The 22,086-nt window shown below is 27.7% G+C and carries 18 protein-coding genes and 1 pseudogene; 14 read left to right on the forward strand and 5 right to left on the reverse strand.

Going from position 1 to position 22,086, the window contains the following annotated elements; all coding sequences use genetic code 11:
• Positions 1-70: 70 nt before the first annotated feature.
• The 8 genes from clpP to CLPUN_RS16140 all read left to right on the forward strand — a co-directional run bounded on the left by clpP (position 71) and on the right by CLPUN_RS16140 (position 8,802).
• The gene (gene clpP / locus CLPUN_RS16105) at positions 71-670 is read left to right on the forward strand and encodes an ATP-dependent Clp endopeptidase proteolytic subunit ClpP (RefSeq protein ID WP_077848268.1); all 600 of its coding nucleotides are present in this window, start codon (positions 71-73) and stop codon (positions 668-670) included.
• Between the two features lie 39 nt (positions 671-709).
• A complete protein-coding gene (gene clpX / locus CLPUN_RS16110; protein ID WP_077848269.1) occupies positions 710-1,999 on the forward strand; it encodes an ATP-dependent Clp protease ATP-binding subunit ClpX in 1,290 nt (429 codons plus the stop codon).
• 246 nt (positions 2,000-2,245) lie between these two features.
• Entirely contained in the window at positions 2,246-3,925 is a 1,680-nt protein-coding gene (lonB, locus tag CLPUN_RS16115) for an ATP-dependent protease LonB (RefSeq protein ID WP_077848287.1), read from the forward strand.
• 398 nt (positions 3,926-4,323) lie between these two features.
• Entirely contained in the window at positions 4,324-6,654 is a 2,331-nt protein-coding gene (gene lon, locus CLPUN_RS16120; protein WP_077848270.1) for an endopeptidase La, read from the forward strand.
• Entirely contained in the window at positions 6,644-7,240 is a 597-nt protein-coding gene (gene yihA / locus CLPUN_RS16125) for a ribosome biogenesis GTP-binding protein YihA/YsxC (RefSeq protein WP_077848271.1), read from the forward strand. The genes lon and yihA overlap by 11 nt, the downstream gene beginning before the upstream one ends.
• Before the next feature lie 211 nt (positions 7,241-7,451).
• Positions 7,452-7,874, forward strand: a complete 423-nt coding sequence (locus CLPUN_RS16130; protein WP_077848272.1) for a hypothetical protein — start codon at positions 7,452-7,454, stop codon at positions 7,872-7,874.
• Between the two features lie 31 nt (positions 7,875-7,905).
• Positions 7,906-8,154, forward strand: a complete 249-nt coding sequence (locus CLPUN_RS16135; protein ID WP_077848273.1) for a hypothetical protein — start codon at positions 7,906-7,908, stop codon at positions 8,152-8,154.
• A 117-nt stretch (positions 8,155-8,271) separates the two neighbouring features.
• Positions 8,272-8,802: a hypothetical protein gene (locus CLPUN_RS16140; protein WP_077848274.1), complete on the forward strand. Its 531-nt coding sequence runs from the start codon at positions 8,272-8,274 to the stop codon at positions 8,800-8,802.
• Between the two features lie 279 nt (positions 8,803-9,081).
• On the opposite strand, the gene CLPUN_RS16145 is transcribed toward CLPUN_RS16140, so the two are convergent.
• Positions 9,082-10,008 (reverse strand): hypothetical protein, encoded by a 927-nt coding sequence (locus CLPUN_RS16145; RefSeq protein ID WP_077848275.1) that lies wholly within the window; start codon positions 10,006-10,008, stop codon positions 9,082-9,084.
• Positions 10,009-10,130: 122 nt separating this feature from the next.
• The gene (gene perR / locus CLPUN_RS16150; RefSeq protein WP_077848276.1) at positions 10,131-10,538 is read right to left on the reverse strand and encodes a transcriptional regulator PerR; all 408 of its coding nucleotides are present in this window, start codon (positions 10,536-10,538) and stop codon (positions 10,131-10,133) included.
• Between the two features lie 412 nt (positions 10,539-10,950).
• Between perR and CLPUN_RS16155 the strand changes: the two genes are divergently transcribed.
• Together CLPUN_RS16155 and CLPUN_RS16160 are read left to right on the forward strand one after the other, a co-directional pair.
• Positions 10,951-11,277, forward strand: coding sequence for a hypothetical protein (locus CLPUN_RS16155; RefSeq protein ID WP_077848277.1), 327 nt, complete (start codon positions 10,951-10,953; stop codon positions 11,275-11,277).
• A gap of 152 nt (positions 11,278-11,429) precedes the next feature.
• Positions 11,430-11,657 (forward strand): hypothetical protein, encoded by a 228-nt coding sequence (locus tag CLPUN_RS16160; RefSeq protein WP_077848278.1) that lies wholly within the window; start codon positions 11,430-11,432, stop codon positions 11,655-11,657.
• A gap of 94 nt (positions 11,658-11,751) precedes the next feature.
• Here CLPUN_RS16160 and CLPUN_RS16165 read toward each other — a convergent pair whose 3' ends face one another.
• Positions 11,752-13,236 carry a nicotinate phosphoribosyltransferase gene (locus CLPUN_RS16165; protein WP_077848279.1) on the reverse strand — a complete coding sequence of 495 codons (1,485 nt, stop codon included), beginning with the start codon at positions 13,234-13,236 and terminating at the stop codon, positions 11,752-11,754.
• Between the two features lie 278 nt (positions 13,237-13,514).
• On the opposite strand from CLPUN_RS16165, the gene CLPUN_RS16170 reads away from it, so the two are divergent.
• From CLPUN_RS16170 to CLPUN_RS16185, 4 genes are all read left to right on the forward strand, one after another.
• On the forward strand, positions 13,515-15,521 hold the full coding sequence (locus CLPUN_RS16170; protein ID WP_077848280.1) for an ATP-dependent helicase: 2,007 nt from the start codon (positions 13,515-13,517) through the stop codon (positions 15,519-15,521).
• A gap of 195 nt (positions 15,522-15,716) precedes the next feature.
• Positions 15,717-16,367, forward strand: coding sequence for a tyrosine-type recombinase/integrase (locus CLPUN_RS16175; protein ID WP_278281663.1), 651 nt, complete (start codon positions 15,717-15,719; stop codon positions 16,365-16,367).
• A gap of 74 nt (positions 16,368-16,441) precedes the next feature.
• Positions 16,442-16,714, forward strand: coding sequence for a hypothetical protein (locus CLPUN_RS16180; RefSeq protein WP_077848282.1), 273 nt, complete (start codon positions 16,442-16,444; stop codon positions 16,712-16,714).
• 93 nt (positions 16,715-16,807) lie between these two features.
• On the forward strand, positions 16,808-17,350 hold the full coding sequence (locus CLPUN_RS16185; RefSeq protein ID WP_077848283.1) for a hypothetical protein: 543 nt from the start codon (positions 16,808-16,810) through the stop codon (positions 17,348-17,350).
• Positions 17,351-17,574: 224 nt separating this feature from the next.
• Here the strand turns inward: CLPUN_RS16185 and CLPUN_RS16190 are convergent.
• Both CLPUN_RS16190 and CLPUN_RS16195 read right to left on the reverse strand, forming a co-directional pair.
• Positions 17,575-18,778: pseudogene (locus CLPUN_RS16190) on the reverse strand (IS256 family transposase).
• Between the two features lie 117 nt (positions 18,779-18,895).
• Entirely contained in the window at positions 18,896-21,817 is a 2,922-nt protein-coding gene (locus CLPUN_RS16195; protein ID WP_077848284.1) for an ABC transporter substrate binding protein, read from the reverse strand.
• Positions 21,818-22,086 lie beyond the last annotated feature (269 nt).

Raw genomic sequence — 22,086 nt, forward strand, 5'->3', positions numbered from 1 at the left:
TTAACAAACTAAGAAAAAGAATATATAATTAGAGTTAGATAGAAATATAATAGTAAAAGGGAGGATTTACATGAGTTTAGTACCAATGGTTGTAGAGCAAACAAGTAGGGGAGAACGTTCCTATGATATATTTTCAAGATTATTAAAAGAAAGAATAATCATGTTAAGTGGCGAAGTAAATGATGATACTGCCAATTTAATAGTGGCACAATTATTATTTTTAGAAAGTGAGGATCCAGATAAAGACATTTATTTATATATAAATAGCCCAGGTGGATCTATAACTTCTGGAATGGCTATTTATGATACTATGCAATATATTAAATGTGATGTATCAACAATATGTATTGGAATGGCAGCTTCAATGGGAGCATTCTTACTTTCATGTGGAGCTAAGGGCAAAAGATATGCACTTCCAAATTCAGAAATAATGATTCATCAACCACTTGGAGGATTCCAAGGCCAAGCAACAGATTTTGAAATACATGCAAAAAGAATATTAAAAATTAAAGATTCTTTAAATAAAATCTTAAGCGAAAATACTGGTAAGTCTTTAGAAACAATTAAGGCAGATGTAGAAAGAGATAATTTCATGAGTGCCGATGAAGCTAAAGCTTATGGATTAGTAGACGATGTAATAACTACACATAAATTAGGGAAAGATAAATAAAAGAAAATTTTAAGTTATAGTTTTAAGTGAGGTGAAAATATGGCTAAATATGATGAAAAGAAACAGTTGAAGTGTTCATTTTGTGGAAAAACTCAAGAACAAGTAAAAAGATTAATTGCAGGTCCAGGAGTATATATTTGTGATGAATGTATTGAATTATGTTCAGAAATAATAGCAGATGAATTCCAAGAAACTGTTGACTTTGATCCTAAAAGTGTCCCAAAGCCAAATGAAATTAAAGAATATTTAGACTCTTACGTTATTGGGCAAGAAAGAGCAAAAAAATCTTTATCAGTAGCAGTTTATAATCATTATAAAAGAATTAATACTAATAAAGAAGATATAGATGTTGAATTATCTAAAAGTAATATTTTACTACTAGGACCAACTGGTTCAGGTAAAACATTACTTGCACAAACTTTAGCGAGATTTTTAAATGTACCTTTTGCAATAGCTGACGCTACAACATTAACAGAAGCAGGGTATGTTGGAGAAGATGTTGAAAATATTCTTCTGAAGTTAATTCAAAATGCAGATTATGATGTAGAAAAAGCTGAAAGAGGAATAATATATATAGATGAAATAGATAAGATTGCAAGAAAATCTGAAAATCCATCTATTACACGTGATGTTTCTGGAGAAGGTGTGCAACAAGCACTATTAAAAATATTAGAAGGAACAGTTGCATCTGTTCCACCTCAAGGCGGAAGAAAACATCCTCATCAAGAATTTATACAAATAAATACTTCTAATATATTATTTATTTGTGGTGGAGCTTTTGATGGAGTTGATAAAATAATTGAAAACAGAACAAGAAAGAGTTCTATGGGATTTGGTGCACAAATTCAAGGTAAGCATGAAAAGGATGTTGGAAGTTTACTTAAGGAAATTATGCCAGCTGATTTATTGAAGTTTGGTTTAATCCCAGAATTTGTAGGAAGACTTCCAATACTTGTTACATTAGAATCTTTGGATAAAAAAGCATTAATCCAAATTTTAACTAAACCTAAAAATGCGCTTGTAAAACAATATAAAAAGTTATTTGAGCTAGATGATGTTAAGTTAGATTTTAATGAAAAATCTTTAGATGCAATTGCAGAAGAAGCTATAACAAGACAAACAGGAGCTAGAGGATTAAGAGCGATTATAGAAGATATAATGAATGAAGTAATGTATGAAATACCTTCAGATAATAGAATTACTAAGGTTACAATAACCGAAGAAGCTATTAAAGATAAGAAAGAACCTACAATTGAAAGACTTGAAGAAGGAAAAACTAGACCTAGTTTAGTTAAAGCTAGAACTAAAAAAGACATAGAATCTGCTTAGATTTTTTCGAATTCCCTCATCGTTTAATTATAAAATTAAGGATGGGGGAATTTTTTAGTTAAGTCCAATGTAATCTTGGATAATTATTGAAAGTATTTTTTTATTTAATTCATAAATTAAGAATATATTTGTTATATTAAGCAAATAATAGTAGATATAAAATTAGAAGGAGGAAAAGTATATTTTTAATAATAAAATACAGCCAATAATGCTGTGTAATATTATTAATAAATATATTTAATGATTATGACAAATATATTTATGATTTTGCAAATTGTAGTTTTAATTCTTATGATTTATGTAATATTCAATTCAATAAATAGGCAGCAAACTAGAAGTAAAAGTATTGTAATTGATAGAGAAAATACAAAGGAACTTAATAATTTAATTAAACTAAGACAGATATCTTTATCAGAGCCTCTAACAGAAAGAAGCAGGCCTTCATCTTTTGATGAAATAGTAGGCCAAGAGAAAGGAATTAGAGCGTTAAAAGCTGCACTATGCGGACCTAATCCACAGCATGTTATTATCTATGGACCGCCAGGAGTAGGTAAAACAGCAGCAGCAAGACTTGTATTAGAAGAAGCTAAAAAATCAAAGGTATCACCTTTTACTGCTAAAGCAAAGTTTGTTGAATTAGATGCTACTACCTTAAGATTTGATGAAAGAGGAATTGCAGATCCTCTTATAGGTTCAGTCCACGATCCTATATATCAAGGAGCCGGCTCATTAGGAATTGCAGGTATTCCACAACCAAAAGCGGGGGCAGTAACTAAAGCTCATGGAGGTGTTTTATTTTTAGATGAAATTGGAGAGCTTCATCCGATTGAATTAAATAAGCTTTTAAAAGTATTAGAAGATAGAAAAGTATTTTTAGATAGCTCCTATTATAATTCTGAGGATACTAATATGCCTAAATATATAAAGGAAGTATTTGATAATGGACTTCCAGCAGATTTTAGATTAATAGGTGCAACTACAAGAGCTCCAGAAGAAATAATTCCAGCTATAAGATCAAGATGTGTTGAAATATTTTTCCGAGCTTTATTGCCAGAAGAAATATCACAAATTGCTATGAATTCTGTTAAGAAAGTTGGACTGGAAATCGAATTAGAAGCAGTTGATGAAGTTAGTAAGTATTGTACGAATGGAAGAGAAGTAATAAATTTAATACAATTATCTTCTGGCATTGCAATTAATGAAGAGAGAAAAGAAATAACATTAGAAGATATTAAATGGGTATTGGAAAATGGCCACTATAATAAGATAATATCTAATAAAATCCCATCCAAATCAAGAATTGGAGTAGTTAATGGATTAGCAGTATATGGAGCTAATATTGGTATGTTAATGCCGCTTGAGGTTAGCTGTAAAAAAGTTAATAATAGGAGAGGCGAACTTAAGGTAACTGGAATTGTAGAAGAAGAAGAAATAACTAATAACAATAAAAAAATCAAGATGAAAAGTACAGCTTATTCATCAGTACAAAATGTACTTACAGTTCTAGATAACTTATTTGATTTGTGTACAGATAAATATGATATACATGTTAATATTCCTGGAGGGATGCCCGTTGACGGTCCTTCAGCAGGAATAAGTATTGCAACAGCTATATATAGTGCAATAACCAATCAAAAAGTAAATAGATTTGTAGCAATGACAGGTGAAATAAGTATATTAGGAGCTGTAAAAGCTATAGGAGGAGCAAAAGCAAAAATATCTGCAGCTTTTAAGGGAGGAGCGAAAAAAGTTATAATTCCTTACGAAAATTATGATACAGCACTAAATGAAATATGTGAAATAGAAGTAATCCCAGTAAAGAATTTTAAAGAGGTAATTAAAATTGCTATAGAGAATTTAGAGATAATTAATGAAAATGATAGAGAAATATTATCTGCAGAAGCCAATAATATTTTAAATAATTAAAAAGATAAAATTCAAATGAAAAAGCTTTAGCTATTGAAAATAAAATTATATTTTCAATAGCTTATTTTTATCTCATAGCTTTTTTCAAAATTTAATATATATGTTCTGAAAAATTTTGTTCATTAAGATTTAATTTCTATATTAGAGTGATTGGATAAGACAACCAACTAAATTATGAACTTTCTTAATTAGAACTTATATATATGTTATAATAAATTAATAGTAATTATATTAAATTACTCATATATGAATAAATGTTATTTTTTTGCTCATTTTGTAAAAACACTAGGATAATAGCAAGTTTTTTATATTAAGAATCATTGAAAAAGTTATCTATTATGTGTATACTAAATAAGTCAAAATAAATAATGTAATATAATATGGGGGGAAATAGTAAAATGAAAAAGTTATATACACTTCCACTAATTCCTTTAAGAGGTTTGACTGTTTTTCCTAATGTGGTTGTACATTTTGATGTGGGAAGAGAAAAATCTACAGCAGCTATTGAACAAGCTATGTTAGATGGGCAAGAAGTTTTTCTTGTAGGTCAAAAAAATTCTGTGGTAGAGGAACCGAATCAAGATGAAATCTATTCAATCGGAACTATATGTAAAATAAAGCAAATCCTAAAAATGTCTGATAACACTATTAGGGTTCTCGTAGAAGGTAAAGAAAGAGCTAAAATAGTTGAGTATATAGAGGGTGAAGATGATTATATAAAGGTTTCAATAGAAAAATTAGGAGATAAAATAGTTAATAGTGAAGATCTAGATGCTTATATTAAATATTTAGATAAAGAATTCCTAAAATTATTAAAACTTAATGAAGAAAATTATGGAGAATTTATTAAAGTAATAAATTCATCTGAAAAACCAAGTGATTTTGTGGATATGGTAGCTTCTTATGCAATTACGGATGAAAAGTTAAAGCAAGAAATACTAGAAACTATAGATTTGAAAAAAAGAGCAGAAAAAGTCCTAGAAAGAGTTAAGATTGAAATTTCTATAGCTAAAATCCAAAGAAAAATTGCTAATAAGGTAAAGAATACTGTCGCAAAAGAGCAAAAGGAATATTACCTAAGAGAACAAATAAAGGCAATTCAAGAAGAATTAGGCGAAGATGATCAAGAAAAGAAAGAAATAGCAAAATATGAAGAAGCTTTTGAAAAAGCAAAGCTTACTAAAGAAGTAAAAGAAAAAGTTACCTATGAATTATCAAGACTTAAAAATATGAGTGCGACATCTTCAGAAGCTAATGTCATTAAAGCATATTTAGATTGGATAATGGACATTCCTTGGGGAAAATATACTAAGGAAAATATTGATATCATTAAGGCAAGAAAAGTTTTAGAAGGTGAACATTATGGATTAGAAGATGTTAAAGATAGAATTATAGAGTATTTGGCTGTAAAACAGTTTAGTAAATCTCAAAAAGGTCCGATTCTTTGTTTGGTTGGCCCTCCGGGGGTTGGGAAAACATCTATTGCAAAATCTATAGCCAATGCGATTAATAGAAAATATACAAGAATCCCACTTGGTGGAATGAAAGATGAAGCTGAAATTAGAGGACATAGAAGAACTTATATAGGTGCTATTCCTGGAAGAATTGCTTATGGATTAAAGGAAGCGAAATCTATAAATCCACTTATGCTTTTTGATGAAATAGATAAAGTGAGCTCAAATTATAAGGGTGACCCATCTGATGCATTATTAGAAATATTAGATAGTGAGCAAAATAAAGATTTTAGAGACAGCTATTTAGAAGTTCCAATTAATTTATCAAAAGTTATGTTTATAGCAACAGCAAACACTTTAGATACTATACCAAGACCTCTTTTGGATAGAATGGAAGTCATTGAAGTATCAGGATACACTTATGAAGAAAAATTTAATATAGCTAAAAACCACTTAATAACTAAGATATTTAAAGAATTAGATATTCCAGATGATAAAATTAAAATAGAAGATGAATCTATTAGAGAAGTTATAGAAGGATATACAAGAGAATCAGGAGTTCGTGGATTAGAAAGAAAATTAGGTTCACTTACAAGAAAGGCTTTAGCGGAAATGCTAAAGCAAAAAAAGAAGGAATATGTAGTAAAGGTTCAAGAAGTTGAAAAACTTTTAGGTAAAAGAATATTTGATTTTGACAAAATTGATAATGTGGACAAAGTTGGTGTGGTAAATGGTATGGCATGGACAGCCTATGGTGGAGATACTCTTCCTATAGAAGCTATGGTTATGTCAGGTTCAGGTAAATTAGAACTTACAGGGAAGCTTGGAACTGTTATGCAGGAATCTGCTAAAACTGCTTATAGTTACGTTAGAGCTAATGCAATTAAGTTTGGAATTAAGGAGTCTTTTTATAAGGAAAAAGACATTCATATACATGCACCAGAAGGAGCAGTTTCTAAAGATGGACCATCGGCAGGTGTTACTATGGTAACTGCACTTGTATCAGCATTGTCAGGCAAGAAAGTTAGACATAATGTAGCAATGACAGGAGAAGTAACATTAACAGGACGAGTTCTTCCTATTGGTGGATTAAAAGAAAAATCTTTAGCTGCATTTAGAGCTGGTGTAGATACTATAATAATTCCAAAAGAAAATGAGAAAGATATAGAGAAGATACCAATTTCAATTAGGAATAATTTGAATATTATTTCGGCAAGAGAAGTAAATGAGGTATTAAAAAATGCGTTAATTGGAGAGGATACAAATGAGAATTAAACAATCAGAGTTTATTACTTCAGCAGTAAAAAGAGAACAATATCCTATAGATAATAGAGTTGAAGTTGCTTTTGTTGGAAGATCAAATGTAGGAAAAAGTTCTATAATAAATTCATTAACAAATAGAAAAAAGTTAGCAAAGGTTAGTCAAACTCCAGGAAAAACAAGATTAGTAAATTTTTTTCTTATAAATAATGATTTTTATTTAGTTGATTTACCAGGGTATGGATATGCAAAAGTATCAAAGGCAGAAAAAGATAGCTGGGGAAAAACAATCGAGTTGTATTTAACAGGTAGAGAGCAATTAAAAAGAGTTGTTTTACTTGTAGATTCAAGACATAAACCAACAGGTGACGATATTATGATGATTGAATGGTTTAAACATTTTGGATATGATGTTGTAGTTATTGGAACAAAAAGTGATAAACTTACAAGAAATGAATTAAAAAAGAATGAAAAAGTAATAAGAGATACATTGAAATTGGGTGCTGAGGATAAATTATATTTCTTTTCATCTTTAAATAAAGACGGAAGAGATGAACTGATTGATAATCTTTTCTTAGAATTTGCAACTGACTTAGATTAAATGTACTTGTGATAAGTTCTGGAAGTTGAGGATGTTTATGAAAACACTCCATTACAAATTTTAAATTTGTAATGGAGTGTTTTTATATTTATTTAAATTTATATTATTAAGTATGATTTTAAAATTATATTTAGAATAAATGTGTCAAAAATTCTGAGTAAGAATAATATATAGTATAAAAAAGAAAAAATATTTCCAAGGAGGAATATGTATGGAAATGAATGATATCCTAAATGGTTTAAATTCATGCGATGATGATTGTAGCGATTCAAGAACTGACAATTGTAGTTGTGGACCAAGCTTTGGAGGACCAGGATTTGGAGGTTTCCCAGGTGGTTGTGGTCAAGGAATTACTGGCTGTGGATTTGGTAGCTGGATTTGGATTTTATTAATATTATTTTATTGTGGTTGTGGAAGAAATAGGATGTTCGGTGGAGGAAGAAGTTGTTGTTGTGAAAGAGAAGATGATTGCTGCTGTAACAAAGGAAACTTTGGTGGTGGAATATTAGGTAATTGCTCATCATTTTTGTTCTTATTAGTAATATTATTCCTTTGCAATAGTAATAATAATAACAACCTTGGTTTTTGTGGAGGATTAAATCCTTGCAATACTAATATTGGTTGTGGTTGTTAAAATTCTAAATTTTTAGGAAGGAGAGATAAATATGTCTAGAAAGCATAAATGTTGCTGTAAAAAGAAACGCCATCACGACTGCTGCTGTGATTCAAGATCTGGTCTATTAGGAGGCGGAAGTAGTTGTACACCAATCTTATTTCTGTTAATAGCCTGTGGGTCAGGATTATTAAATTCTAATAAGTCATTTTTAATTATTTTACTATTCTTATTATGTGGTGGATGTTTTTCTAATCTTTTAGGTTCTGGAAGCTGCTGCGAAGAATCTAAGTGTTGCTAGTAGGATAGTGGATAGAGGGCTTTTTTAGCCCTCTAAAAAAATGTTCAAAAACATAAGCATTTTAGCTTGTAAATACATATATTAAAAAGAGGCAATTAGAATTGAGAGGATTAAAAAATGGCTAAGCACAAACATAGAGACCAAAGTGCAAGAATAAATGATGCTAATAATACTACTAATAATAATAGTAATAGTAATGTTAACAATAAAAGTATACCTTTTGGTATAGATCCTATGCAGCTTATGGGCCTATTAGGGGGGAATTTTGATATTAACAACATGGGTAGTATGTTATCTTCAATGAATACCAATGGATTTAACTTGGGCAATTTAGGTTCAATAGCTCAAATGATGGGGTTAAACTTAGATAATAGCTTTTCACAAGGAAATATGTCTAATCAAAATAATGATTTCAATAAAAACATTCATACGAATGTTAATCAAAACAAACAATATAGTAACATGAATCAAAAAGGAACTGTAAACCAAAATATGGATAGAAGTAATAAGAAAGAGACAGACGGTAAAGAAAATGATATAAATTTAATGTTTTTAACTGCATTAAAAAGCTATGCTCATCCCGATAGAATAAAATTTATAGATAAAATTATAGAAGCATATAAAAATGGAGAATTTAAAGATATTTAAAAATAAAAATATTTGAAATAGTGTATACAAAAGAAAAATGTGTCAATAATATAAATGTAATAGAAAAATTATTCTCTTACGTACTTAATGAAATTTTAGTTTTACTTCATTAAGTAACCCCTCATCCCCCTTTAGGCCGCATTATGCGGCCTTTAATTTTTGGCGAATAATAGGTTAGCATTCTAGTCCATTTTGTGTGACAAGAAGGTTCGATTTTGTATGCACTCACTGAGTAAGTGACTAAAATAAAATCTTATTATTATTTTCTTTGAATATGACTTATTTTATTTTTTGTATGGAATTTATCTTGTAAGAAGTATTATATTTTTCTAAATCTAATAATAAAATAAGTTCATTTTTATCGTTTTGAGAGCCTTTAAAACTACTTTTTTCGAAGGATAATCTCCAACGTAAACTAGAAGGTTCCTGGGACTCGGTCCATTTATAATCGTAAAAGAATCCGTTTTGAAAAGAGTAAGAATAATTATCTTTATCTAAATTCCAAAGCAAAGACAAATCTTTTTTATCAATAGTAGAAGCAAAAATATCAGGAAGATCATCAAATACATAAGGCAGTTGAACTAAATCTATGAATTTTGTTACAGAATCAAGTGATGGAATATTTAAATTATCTTTTGTAGTATCTAAGGTAGCGTCATTAATGAGCATAAAACTGTTTAATGAAGCTAAACCTTCTGAAGATGATACAGAATAACATTGAGGCGTTTTGGAATTTTTTGAATCTAATATTCCTAAAATATTATTAGCACTTGAATAAAGTAAATCAAAATTCCGTTTATTCCAATGAAACACATAAGAAATAGGCTTATCATTTTTTGCCCCCTGTATTATAAGCTCAGGAATATTATCTCTGGAAATATCATTAAGAAAAACTTTAGGCTCCCAATGACTATTATTAGTAAAAAGTATTTTATCGTTAATTGAATCTGAAAGATAAAAATTATTACTAGAAGAAATTATATTAAAATCGATTTTATTTTGCGAATTTAATAGTTGTAAATGTTCCTTTCTACCATCTCCGGTTAAATCTACTTGTATAGTTTGATTAATATTTATTGGAGAAATAGTTTGTCTTGAATCAGTGTTGCTATAGAAAAAATGTATGAGTATTATAAAAAAAACTATGAGCTCTATATAAAATACTGTATTAATTAAAAAATTTTTCTTTAATATTAAGATTTTCATTATGTATCACCTCAATAGATTATATGTTAATATTTAAGTTCATATTAATAATATAGAAGTGATAAAATAAAAAAAGATTATAACTTTAAATAAAATATCTAAAGTTATAATCTAAACAATGTTTATTGGCAGTTAGTGCAATAACCATAAAAATAAACTTTGTTAGAAACAATCTTATAAGTAGTATGATTTTCTGCCAAGGAATTAAGATTATCAAGTGTCAAATCTTTAAAATCATCAACTTTACCACAACCTAAACATTGTAAATGAGGATGAGGAAAAGAATTTCCATCATACCTAAAGTTACCTTCGCCAACATTTATTTCTTGAATTAAGCCAACTTCAACTAATGTTTTAAGAGCCTTGTAAACAGTGGCTAAACTCATAGTAGGATATTGAATATGAATATCTGTATATATAACATCAGCAGAAGGATGAGAAGTTGTATTAATTAGGTAATTATATACTGCAAGCCTCTGAGGAGTTAATTTTAGCTTTTTTTCCTTAAAAATTGAAGCTATATGATCCATTTTGTGATACCTCACTTATAATATATTTATGCTAAAATTATAGCATAAATATTTATAAATATCAATTGAAATTATTTGTAGACAATAATTATTAATTGGCTTCTTTGTGAAATTATATACTAAAAAATATTTAATAGAAGCGATATCTAGTTTGTAAAAGAAAGTGAATGAACCAGATTGGAATAATTAACAAAAACTATATAGAAATTTAATATAAAATGTGAAAAAATTATTGTATAGTAAGAAAAAATTTGCTAAAATATAACTGAGGGGTGAATGTTAAAATATTAACATACTTTTCGAAGTAATAGGAAATATTCCACAGAATAGACACAAATTTTATTACAGACTTTTGAATAGATAGCCTATGATAAAAGATGCAAATATATGAATTAAAAGGAGGCGTATTTTTGTGGGAAAGTATAAAGTTGGGGATGAATTAATAGTAGTTAATGATCCAAGTAAAGATAATGAAAAGTTAAAAGAATTAACAAAATTAACAGTTGATGGTGATTTTGCTAATATATCTTGGGGAATCAAGATATTAGAAGTAGAATACGATAAGCCAAACGTAACATTAACTTATAAAAATGTTAAAGGTGAAAAAAATAAAGTTTTTTCAGAATGTAAGGATATAGCAAATTTTGATAAAGAAAAAGTTTTAGAAAAAGCACTACTTAGAGCTTTTCAAAATGAACTTATAAATATTTCTGTTGTTAAAAACACTTGTGAAATTTAAATAAGATATTTGCGGAGGAGTAGCTTTCATTTGAAAGCTGCTTTTTTCAATATATCATTGTAAAATCTTTACTTCTTCAATTATATGTAATATAATTGACTCATAAATTGTGAGAGTTTATGAAATGCGATAAAAAAAGGGTGGCGGGTTTTATGAGTAAATGTCCATTTTGGTCAACTAAAAAAGAAAAAGTTGAATGTTACAGTGAATGTCCTATATTAGTTGGAAATTCATCAGAAAGGCAAGAGCGTGAACACTGCATTTTTAATGAGTGTACAGAATCAAGCAATGTAAACTTTAGAGACATAATGAAGGAAGAGTATAGTTTCTTAAATTTATCTATATATGATGATGATAAAAATATTAATATTAATTACTAAAATAAACAGAGATTAGAATATTTTAAAGTACTCTAATCTCTGTTTGCTTATGTATCTTGAATACAACCGAATAATGGTCAGAGTGATTTTGAGGTTAATCTTGAGGTTCATAAGAAGCTGTAAACTTATGAAGTAAAGACTGCTTTAAAGACCATAAATTTTGTGATAAATCAACATAATAAGTATGAGGATTTTCAAATCTAAGAACTTCTGACCATAATTTATCAGTTTCAATTTTTGAAAATTGTTTAATATCTAAAACCGTAGGTGATTCATAGATACATTTACCTTTTTCAAAGATTTGAACTTGAAGCTCTTTAGTATAGTAGTTTTTAAATTTCTTTCTTTTCCAAGTATGAATAGGATCAAACAATACTAAAGGTTCTTTTTCATTAACAGTTTCATCTCTTAAAGTAATTAAATCAGCTAAAGCTTTATGAGAATTTTTATCAAAAATTCTTATTATCTTTTTAAAACCAGGATTGGTTATTTTTTCATCATTTTCACTTATTTTAATTTTAGGAATTAATTCATCATTATTTTCTAATGCAACCAATTTATAAACACCACCAAATACTGGTTCAGATTTTGCAGTTATAAGTCTTTCACCAACTCCAAAAGAATCAATAGAAGCACCTTGATCTAATACATCCTTTATAATATGTTCATCAAGTGAGTTAGAAATCACTATTTTACAATCTTCATAACCAGCAGCATTTAGCATTTCTCTGCACTTAGTTGTTAAATAAGTAATATCACCAGAATCTATTCTAATTCCCTTAGGTTGCTTGCCAAGAGGTTTTAAAACTTCATTAAATATTTTTATTGCATTCGGAATACCAGATTTTATAACATTATATGTATCAATTAATAATACGCAGTCATCAGGATAAATTTCAGCCCAAGCCTTAAAGGCATCATATTCGGTATCATATAATTGAACCCAGCTGTGGGCCATAGTTCCTATTGCAGGAATGTTAAACATTCTATCTGATAAAGTACAAGCTGTTGAACTACAACCACCAATAATAGCAGCTCTAGCGCCATAAATTGCACCATCATATCCCTGAGCACGTCTAGAACCAAATTCCATTACAGGGCGGCCTTCGGAAGCTCTGCAAATTCTATTAGCTTTTGTGGCAATTAAAGTTTGATGATTGATAGTTAAAAGAATCATTGTCTCAAGAAATTGTGCTTGAATTACAGGGCCGCGAACAGTTACAAGTGGTTCATTAGGAAATACAGGATTTCCTTCTGGAACGGCCCAGACATCACAAGTAAATTTAAAGTTTTTTAGATATTCAAGAAAATCTTCTGAAAAGGTATTTTTACCTCTTAAATAAGTAATATCGTCGTCCGTGAATTTTAAGGCTTTTAGATATTCAATTAATTGCTCAACACCAGCCATTATGCAATATCCACCTTCATCAGGAATTCTTCTGAAAAACATGTCAAAATAAGCTATTTTGTCTTTAAGTCCTTTATCAAAATAACCATTGCCCATAGTTAATTCGTAAAAATCAACCAGCATTGTTAAATTTCTTTCATCTTTTACATTGAAATTAGATTTATTATTCATAATAATCTCCTTTAAAAAAATATATAAAATAATTACTTTTTAATAATTGCTATATTATTACATTATAAATAAAAATATATAAAACTATTGTACATCTATAAGTCTTTTATTACAATATTAGTTGCTGTTTGTTCTAAAAATAGTAATTATGGCTAAAATTAAAATTGGTATAGATAATAAATAGAAATAAGAACGAGATATTATGAAAATTATAATATATAATTGAAATATAATATTTGAAAGTAAATATTAAGTCAAAAGAAAGAAGGATTTAAATAGTGGGGTACAACCTTGATAAATATCAAATGAGTGCAGTAAATGCAGAAGATAAAAATGCGCTGATAGTTGCAGCACCAGGGTCGGGTAAGACAACGGTTATAATAAACAAAGTTAATTATTTAGTAGAAAATAAAAAGATTGCTAATGGAAATATAATTGTAATAACATTTACAAAAGCAGCAGCTCAAAATATGAAAAATAGATATGAGAAGGCTTTTAATAAAAATATATCTCCGTTTTTTGGGACTTTTCATGGATTGTTCTACAAGATGCTTTTAAAAGGTGGAGAGAAGATAGATATAATAGATGGAGGTATTGCTCATAAAATAGTTAGTAATGTGCTAGGAAAATATTTTGATGAAGTTAATGAAGATAAGATAAAAGAAGCAATAAATAATATTTCACTATATAAAACTTCTAGGATAGCTTTAAGTGAATTTAAACCATCTGTTGCAAAGGAAATTTTTTCAGAAGCACTAGAAAAATATGAGGAATATAAGAATGAACATAATAAAAAAGATTTTGATGATTTAGCTATAGAGGTATTGGAATTACTTAAGAATGATAAGAGTATGCTTTTAGCATATAGAAAATTATTTAAATATGTATTGGTAGATGAATTTCAAGATTGTGATGAAATGCAAATTGACTTTCTAAAATTAATAAATGAAGGAGAGGATAACAGCCTTTTTGCTGTTGGAGATGAGGATCAATGCATTTATTCATTTAGAGGTTCAAAGCCTGAATATATGGTTAGCTTTGATAAGATATTCAAAGAGGGAAAAAAATATTATCTATCAATTAATTATAGAAGTAAAATGAATATAGTCGATAAATCAAAGGATGTAATAAGTTTTAATAAGCAAAGAAATAATAAAGAAATTAAATGGAATAAAGATAGCACAGGGATTATTAAATGGTTTAGTCCATATAATGAAAAAATGGAAGCTGAAAGCTTAACTGATATAATTTTAGAAAATAAAAAACTAGGCATTCCATATGAAGATAATGCAGTATTATATAGAACAAATATAGAATCAATGACAATGATAGATGTTTTAACAAAAAGAAAGATTCCATTTACATTATTAGATAGAGAATATAATTTTTTTGAGCATTTTATATGCAAAGATTTAATTGCATATTTGAAATTATCAATTAATCAATTTGATACAAATAGCTTTTTGCAAATAATAAATAGACCTTTTAGATATGTAAGTAAGGGAAATCTTGCTTATATAAAAAGTTATATCCAGGAAGAAGATCCATTTACCATATTAATGAATAAAACAGACACACCGCCTTTTCAAAAGAAAAAGCTTGATGACTTAAGAAAAGATATACACTATTTAAATAAAGTATCATTATCATCTGCTATTGCATATATAGTTATGGATTTAGGCTATATAGATCATATAAAAGGATATGCTCAAAAGCTTAACCAAAGCTCAGAGGATTTAGAAGATATAATAGAAGAATTTAAATTAGCAGCTGAAGGCTTTAAAACCATATTTGAATTTTTGCAACATATAGAAGAAATAAAACAAACCATAGAAGAAAGTAAAAAAAAGACAAAAAGAGAAGGAGTTATTTTAAGTACTATACATGGAGTAAAAGGAATGGAATTTAAAAATGTATATGTAATTAATGTTAGCGAAGAAACAATTCCTCATAGTTCAAGTATAAAAGATAATATAGAAGAGGAGAGAAGATTATTCTATGTTGGAATAACAAGAGCAATAGATAACCTTTATTTGTTTTCACCAAGAAGCAGAAGGGGGCAGTTTAAGGAAGTTTCAAGGTTCATTGTTGAAGGTAAGTTAAATGATATGATTGTGGAGACTTATGGTTATGAAGAGGGAGATAAAGTAGCTCATAAGACTTATGGTATTGGGGAGATTGAAGAACTGAAGGAAGACAAAATAACATTAAGCTTTGGTAATACTATTAGGAGTTTTTCTTTTAAGATTTTGATTGATAATGGTTTGATACAGAAGGTTGAATAGAATGTTTTTTTGGAGAGTGTTTTGGAGTAGAGAGTAATACAAAGAACAAATGAAATGATTGATAAAGGACATAAACGCAACTATTATAAAACTTTTATGATAAAAATAAAGGCATTTATTTCATACTGTTTTAAAAGAGAATATTTAGTTAAGTTTTAAGTTAAAATACCTAATGTATTATTAGAGAAAAAAGCTATATACACAGAAGCTGAGGTTGAAATTTTATTAAAAAAACCGAATCTAGAAGAATGTTTAGTGGGTAATTACAGGTCATGGGTTTGCATAAATTTCTTTATAGCAACTGGATGTAGAAGTGAGACTTTATTAAATGTGAGAGTAAAAGATATTAATTTTGATAATGAGAATATTTTATTTAGGCATATGAAAACTAAGCGACAAATTAATGTTCCATTACCAGACGCACTTAAAGTTGTATTACAAGAATATATATCAAATTTACAATTAAAAGATGATGATATATTATTTTCTAAATTAAATGGTGAAAAGATGTGTTACAGTACGTTGTATCAAAATATTACTAGTTGTTTTAAGTATTGTAAGGTGAAAATGAGAGGGGTAAACACTTTTACGAATACATTAAGTACACTTTTTATCAGAAACGGCGGAGATATTTACAGGCTTAAAGCTCAGTTGGCTCATACTCAAATAACAACTACTGAGAGATATATTAACTTATTACCAGTTGAATTAAAAGATAATTTATTAAGGTACAATCCTTTGGATGTAATAAGCAAGAAGAATAGAAAAGTGAAGTTGGATAGAAAAAATGATATATATTATAAAAGGCATATACAATTTTGTATGTGTCTTTTTCGCATGTATTAAAATAAGTATAACATCACTTATATTTTTGTGATATAATAATTTTACTCGATAATATTATGTGAGGTGATAAAAGAGTGGATAATGAAATATTAGAAATGTTGAAAGAACTTAAAGAAGGTCAAACTAGGTTAGAAAATAAGATTGATGATAATACAAAGGGTATTAAAGAAATTAAATTTGATATAAAAGAATTTAAAGATCAATTTACAGACTATGAAGGTAAAAGTTCAGCTAACCATGTTGAGGTAATAAATAAAATTAATGATATTCAAAAAGATTTAAATAAAGTTGAACTTGTGACTGCAAGTAATTGGGTTGAAGTTACTAAATTAAAATCAGTTAAGTAATATTTTAGATAGGCTAGGAGAAATCTTAGTCTTATTTTTTATGCAAAATTACAATAACCAAGAGGATATTACAATTATTTAGAAAAAGAATCTATGTGCATAAATGACTTTGTTATTCAAAAATATCATATTAATAAAGAAATATTATCAATATTTCAAAAAGAATTTTATAGCTATAATCAAAAAATAGAAAATATAAATTTTAATGAACCAATAAGTTTAAGAATTTATTGTATGTATCAAGATATGATGTTGACTGTAGAGAAATTTGATTATTATTATATAGAACAAGAACTTTGTTCTCCAGAAGAGATGTGCAGATCGATAATTTTAAATTATGAAGAAGAAATAAAGCAACAAGATAATAAAATTTGGGAAAATATTCAACAAGAAAGAAAAAAGTTAAAAGAAATGATATTAAGTGATGAGGAATTTCACAGATGTACAAATAAGACTTTAAGAAAAACATATGGTAATAAAATAATTAAGAACAATTCTAAATATAAAAAATTATTCTTAAATAATGGACATGGTTGGTATGATGTACCAATTGATGATTATATAGAATTGCTTTGGAGAGAATATAAAGAAATATGTAATAAATCTACGGTAACTGAGTATAGGATTAAAAGATAATAAGACTGTAAATATTTTTGTGTATTCTGATTTTCTTCTTAGAAATAATCTATAACTTAAGCACTTAGACTAATCTTTAATTTTGTCTAATAATAGATATTTATAGTGAAGGAATTATTTATCCACTAAGTATATTATCTCCAATTAGTGGCAATAATATACTTAGGACAAATAATTTAAGAGAACTTTAATTTTAGGAATATCCTAATTTAAGGTTCTTTTTCTTATGATTTTTTATCTAATATATCACTAAATACTATATTAAAGCTGATTAATAACTAAATCTCAATCCGGATAATTTCTAGTCCATTTCTTGGCTACGCGTTCAACGGCTAAATAGAGCATCTTTAATAAGCTATCATCATTCGGAAATATTAGTTTGGTCTTTGTTACTTTTCTGAATTGGCTATTTAAGCTTTCTATAACATTAGTAGTATATATTATCCTTCTTATATTATCTGGAAATGCAAAGAATGTGCTCAAGTTATCCCAATTATCTTCCCAACTCTTAACTACATTAGTATATTTATTAGACCATTTATCTTTCAATAATAGCAAATTTTCCATTGCAGCTTCTTCATTAACAGCTTTGTAAATTCCTTTCAAATCAGTTGCAAAGATCTTTCTGTCTTTGTAAGGAATATATTTCATACTAGATCTTATTTGATGTATTATGCATCTTTGTATTTTTGCAAATGGAAATGTAGCGCCGATAGCTTCTTTGAAGCCATTTAACCCATCAACGCAGAATATAAGGACATTTTGAACTCCTCTATTCTTAAGGTAGTTTAACACAGATAGCCAGAATTTGCTGCTTTCATTAGCTCCTATCCATATTTCTAAAACTTCTTTTTCACCATCTAAATTAACACATATTACAATATAAGCAGCTTTAACTATAATTTGTTTATCTTATCTTACTTTATAATGTATAGCATTCATAAAAACAAATGAATATGAATTTTCCAATGGTGTATTTTGCCATTCTGAAACTAGCGGTAATATTCTATTGGTTATATTTGATACAGTTTCAGCACTTATATCTACGCAATATAGCTCTTTTATTTGCTCCGATATATCTCTAGTTGTCATTCCAGTTGCATAAAGTCCTAAAATCTTATCTTTGATACCGTTAACGGATCTTTGGTGGTTAGGAACTATTTTAGGTTCAAAATCACCTTTTCTATCTCTTGGTATATCAATTTGTATAGGTTCTAGCTCTGTTTTAACAGTCTTTTTCGAATACCCATTTCGGCTATTCGCATTAGTTTTCTTTCCATAGCCTAATGCTTCGTCCATTTCAGCGTCCAAAGACTCTTGTAAAACATCTCTAAACATTTCCTTTAATGCACTTAATATATCATTGGCATTGGTGAAATTTTGTTTCTTTATGTATTCTCTTAATAATTCTTTCGACACATTTTCCATATAAAAAAACTCCTTCTTGTAATAATTTGTTATCTCAATTATTGCCAAGAAGAAGTTCATTTTATTCAGCTTACACAAAATTATTTACAGAACCAATTATGAATAATAATATTTTAATTACTTTATGTTATTAAAAAGTTTTAATATTTGTTCTTTTGGAATTGGTTTACTAACTAAATAACCTTGAAATAAATCGCACTTATATTCATTTATATAATCTAGCTGTTCTTTCGTCTCAATACCTTCAGCTATAACTTTAAATTCAAGCTGTTTCATAAGTGTTATTATCAAACCTACAATACAATTTTTTTCATCAGCACTTAAAATATCATCAATAAAGGATTTATCAATTTTCAATACATCCATAGGAAGATTCTTTAAATAAGTTAATGAAGAATATCCACAGCCAAAATCATCTAGAGCTATTTTTATGCCTCGTTTCCTAATTTCTGAAAATAACTTTGATATATCTTCAAATGATTCCATAAAAACAGATTCAGTAATTTCTAATAATAAATATTTAGTAGGAATACTAGTTTCATTTATAATATTAAATAATATATCCTTGAAATTTTTCTGCATAAGTTGTGCTGCAGATACATTTATTGAGATATAAAAATTTTCATGCCCTAAGTTTAAAAGCTCCTTAGCAAAATTACACGCACTTCGTATAACCCAAGTTCCTATTTCAATAATGTGGCCTGATTCTTCTGCAGCTTGTATAAATTTATCTGGTGCAATAAAACCTTCTTTAGGGCTAATCCACCTTATTAAAGCCTCCATTCCTACTATTTGACCACTAACTACGTCTGCTATTGGTTGATAATATAAAACAAATTCGTTATTTTCAATGGCGTTATGTAAATCATTATGTAAATTTATTTTCTTTATAGTATTTTCACCCATAAAAGTATTGAAAAAAGTATATTTATTTTTTCCTGATTCTTTTGAATAGTACATTGCAGTATCAGCATTTTTTAGTAATTCATTCACATCAGCACCATTTTCAGGATACAATGCTATGCCAATACTAGAACTAATATGAAAATATCTACCATCTATATTGCATGATTCTGATATTTTGGAGAGAATTGTACTTGCAATATTCTCTATAACTAGTCTATCCTTTGAGCCTTTATAAATGATAATAAATTCATCACCACTAAGTCTAAAAGCAGTGTATTCATCTTTATTCATAGAATTTATACGTTCCGCCACTAATATTAACAATTTATCTCCAACAGGATGTCCAAAAGAATCATTTATTATTTTAAAATTGTCTAGATCTAAGAAAAACATTGTAAAATCTTTTTTCAACTCACTTAATTCTCTAACTGCATTATGTAAAGATATCCTATTGGGAAGTTTGGTAATAGGATCATAAAATGCAAGGTTGTTTATTTCTAATTGATTTTCTTTTAATTGAGTTATATCTTTATAAGCACCATACATCCTTATTAAGTTTCCAGCTTCATTATATTGTAGTTTTACATTTGCAAGAATCCATTTGAATTGACCAGTTTTACACTGTACTCTATAAATAACATTATTATCAATAAATCCATTTTGCATATGCATTGATCTTGTTTTTATTACAATATCTCTATCCATTAGATGAATTATATTATACCAATCATTAAAAGTAGGTAGTTCATCATTTGTATATCCAAGTATTTCAAACAATTTATCAGAGTATTTTCTAATATTAGTTTTCATGTCTTCTTCCCAAATTATGTCCAGTGAAGATTCGGCTATTAATCTATACTTTTCCTCACTTAATAAAAGTTCATTTTGTTTGTCATTCAATTCAATATAATTCATTTGCAAGGATTCTTCAGAGGCAATAAGTTCTTCATATAGAGTGCTAATTTCTTCGTTATTTTCAATGAGTTTTTTTTCAATTTCAATTTTTTTCTTTATATTAATGATAAGATATACAATTAAAATCATGAGAACTATAAATACTGAAGAAATAATATAAATTTGTTTTTTATATGTTTCATAGAATGATGATGGTTTATTAATTATTGTACTATTTTGGGGAAGAACCGCTGAAGTAAAACCATATTTTTTTAATATATTGTAATCATAGATGGAACTCACTGATTTTTTGTCTATAAAAGAAATTGAATTTATATCTTCTCCTCTAAGGTTTCTTAGAGCAAGATTACCTATATCAATGCCATGAACTTTAGCGCTGATTACACTACCACCGATACAGCCTTGACCTATAAGTGGCTCTGATGTAGTAAAAATTGGTACCGGACTGCTAGTGGAAATAATATTTAAAAGTTTATTAACTGGAAGAGGAAGATCTTTTGTATCTATGTTATAAGCATCAAGAAGAACTATACTGTCATCTTTAAGTGTTGAAGTTTTATTATATATTTCATCAATATCATAATTGCTTAAATCATATATAATAAGATTTTTATCAATTAATGATACTGACTTCTTAATTAAATTATAATAACTTGTTCCAGTTTCGGTATTTTCATGAATAACATAAATATTTTTCAATTTAGGTTTCATTTTTAATGCGGCTCTAATAGTGCCCTCTGGATCAATGGATTCATAAATACCAGCTACATTAGAATCACCTTTTAATATTTTATCTGCAGACTCTTTGTGTACTCCACCAAAAATTAAAGGCGCATCTGAAAATAAATCCTTTCTATATTTTATCGCAAAGTTAAAAGCAGCATCATCGGTTGTAATTATCAAATTAATTTTTTTATCAAAGTATTTATATTTATAATATTCATATAGCCTGTTCAAATTATCTTCTGAATTATATCTTTTCCAATCCATATACTCCACATATTTCATAACGTTTTCTTCAGAATTTAAAGTATCAATAATTCCTTCACATTCTCCATCAGTCCAATAGAATCCCGTAGAGTAGGAGTTTATTATTAAAACATTCTTATTAATTTCATCTGCTTTTATCCCCAGTTCTGGAGAAGTTGATATAAGAAATAATAGGGAAATCAAGAGAAAAAAAATTTTTGATATTTTGAATTTTATAATGTTTTTCATATAAGTATTCCCCCTATTTTTATTATAAAAATACAAAATAGCTATATTATAAATTAAATGGTATAAATATAATTATAATTCAAAATATTCTAGTTTTCTACAAAAAAATAACATTGTTTAACTCACATGTATAATTAAATATTTAATTATATAAGTTCTAATTAAGAAAGTTCATAATTTAGTTGGTTGTCTTATCCAATCACTCTAATATAGAAATTAAATCTTAATGAACAAAATTTTTTAGAACATATATATAAAATCATCTATGT

The organism is Clostridium puniceum (genome assembly GCF_002006345.1).
In the GTDB taxonomy this organism is placed as follows: Bacteria; Bacillota; Clostridia; order Clostridiales; family Clostridiaceae; genus Clostridium; species Clostridium puniceum.